Source organism: Rhizobacter sp. (assembly GCF_031412075.1).
Classification (GTDB): domain Bacteria; phylum Pseudomonadota; class Gammaproteobacteria; order Burkholderiales; family Burkholderiaceae_C; genus Rhizobacter.
Map to the genome: position 1 here is coordinate 1 of NZ_JANOCG010000605.1, position 2,220 is coordinate 2,220.

A 2,220-nucleotide genomic window follows, 5' to 3' on the forward strand; every position below is an offset into this window, starting at 1 on the left:
ATATCCTGTCGAAGGGAGCGCACGGCACAGCGTCGGCTTCGACAGGCTTAGCCCGAACGGGAGAGGATTGCGTGCGTTGAACAAGCACTCCGTTCGCCCTGAGCCTGTCGAAGGGAGTGCACGGCCCGGCGCCGGCCGCAGTTGATGTTCGGCCCCGCGCTCAGCGGCTCGAACCCGTGCGCCACTCCGTGGGCTTCGCGGATGCCTGCACGACGAGCTCAGCGGCGTTGTGGGTATCGGCCTGTCAGGGTGACGTGATGGCCGCTGGCGCATCGACGTATTGCCCCGCGTATTCCGGCCCTGGCGCGATCGGCTTGATCACGTCGATCAGCACACCGTTCGGGTCGGCGGTGATGAAGTGGCGCTGGCCGAAAGACTCGTCACGCAAGTCCAGCAGCATGGGCAGGCCCTGGGCACGCAGCCGCTCGTAGACCGCGTCGGGGTCGTCGACCTCGAAATTGATGAGCAGCCCGGCGGCACCCCGGCCCCGGGCCGCTTCGGGCACGGTAGGGTGATCCGCCGCCACCACGCCGAGGTTGACGCCGGTGTCTTCGGTGGATTGCAGGTGCACGTACCAGTCGGCCTCGAACAGAGGGCGCATCGCGAAGTGCTTGACGTAGAAGGCAGAAGTTCCCGCCACGTCGTGAGTCATGAGCACGGGGTAGTAGCTGTTGGTCTTCATGGGGAGCCTTTCAGAGTAAAACATGCACTGTGCATGTTTTATGAAGGTTAACATGCAGACTGTTTGTTTTCAACACTGCCATGGCAACCAACCCCGAACGAACCGAGGCCACCCGGCTGTCGCTGCTGGACGCGTCCCATGCACTGTTCATCGGCAAAGGCTATGCGGCGACTTCGACACCGGAGATTTGTGCGGCCGCTGGCGTCACCCGGGGGGCGCTGTACCACCATTACGCCGACAAGCGCGCGCTGTTCCTGGCCGTGCTCGAGCGCGAGGCGATCGCAGTGCGCGACGCCATCGAGGCAGCCACGCCTGCGGCCACGACGCCGCGACAAGCCTTGCTCAAGGGGGCAGACGCCTACCTGGCCGCCATGGCCGAGCGGGGCCGCACGCGGCTGTTGCTCATCGACGGCCCCGCGGTGCTCGGCGCGGCCGAGGTCGAGGCCATCGATGCCGCGCTGGCCGGCTCGAGCTTGTACGACGGGCTGAAGGCGGCGCTGGGCCGGGACCCCGCCTTCACCTCGGCGCTGGCCGCGCTGTTGTCCGCTGCCTTCGACCGCGCCGCGCTCGACCAGGCCCGTGGCGATGTGGCAACCGTGCGAAAGGCCATGCGCTGGCTGGTCGAGCGCGTCGTAGGGGGATGACGCGTGACTTAAGCTGCCATCTGCAGTACATGGCGTTCGTGCGGAAATGCCCAAATGGGCGTGTTCATCGGCGAGCGTTTGCAATCACGCGCTGGCGTTCGTCGTCTCGGCGGCGAGAATGGCGGGATCTGAAAAAGGAACATGAACATGGACAAATCAATGGTCAAGGGTATTGCCGTCGGTGGCATTGCCATGGTGGTACTCGGCGCTGGTGCCGTGGGCTACAAGACGATGGCGAAGCCCGAGTTCGCCGACGTCGTCGCGGTGAAGGATGTCGTTCAAACAACGGTGACCCCCCGCGAGAGTTGCGAGGACGTTCAGGTGCAGCGCCAGGCGCCGGTGAAGGATGAAAATCGCATCGCCGGCAGCGTGGTGGGCGGTGTGGCGGGCGGCCTTTTGGGCAGCACCGTCGGTGGCGGCAACGGCAAGACGCTTGCGACCGTTGCAGGCGCGGCCGCCGGGGGTTATGCCGGCAACCGCATCCAGAAGAACATGCAAGAAAAAGACGTCGTCACGTCAACCGAGCGCCGCTGCAAGACGGTGAACGAGAAGTCGCAGAAAGTGGTGGGCTACGACGTGACCTATCGCCTCGACGGCAAAGACGGCGTGGTGCGCATGTCCTCCAAGCCGGGCGACAAGCTCCCGGTGAAAGGGGGTCAAGTGGTCACGACCCCGGCGCCCGACAACAAGTCGTAGCTGCACGTCGCGCTGCGCGCGACGCCCTCGTGGCTGTCAGGGGCTTTGCACGCGGCCCCATTCGTTGAACCGCCACGCATGCGGCGCATCGTGGTTGCGATGCGAGCGCTGCGTGGCGAAACGGGTGTCGACCGCTTTGTCAGCTCGTGGGCGCTGCGCACCAGAGCGTTCGATCTACCGAGCCGCACGCCGCCGGCC

3 protein-coding genes are annotated in these 2,220 nt (G+C 65.6%); 2 read left to right on the forward strand and 1 reads right to left on the reverse strand.

The genetic code is table 11. The annotated features are described in order from the left end of the window. Positions 1–244 precede the first annotated feature (244 nt). Positions 245–682, reverse strand: a complete 438-nt coding sequence (locus RMO40_RS22360) for a VOC family protein (protein WP_309725807.1) — start codon at positions 680–682, stop codon at positions 245–247. 80 nt (positions 683–762) lie between these two features. Here RMO40_RS22360 and RMO40_RS22365 point away from each other — a divergent pair, with 80 nt between their 5' ends. Next, the gene (locus RMO40_RS22365; RefSeq protein ID WP_309725808.1) at positions 763–1,326 is read left to right on the forward strand and encodes a helix-turn-helix domain-containing protein; all 564 of its coding nucleotides are present in this window, start codon (positions 763–765) and stop codon (positions 1,324–1,326) included. Positions 1,327–1,473: 147 nt separating this feature from the next. Then, on the forward strand, positions 1,474–2,022 hold the full coding sequence (locus RMO40_RS22370; protein ID WP_309725809.1) for a glycine zipper 2TM domain-containing protein: 549 nt from the start codon (positions 1,474–1,476) through the stop codon (positions 2,020–2,022). Positions 2,023–2,220: the final 198 nt, after the last annotated feature.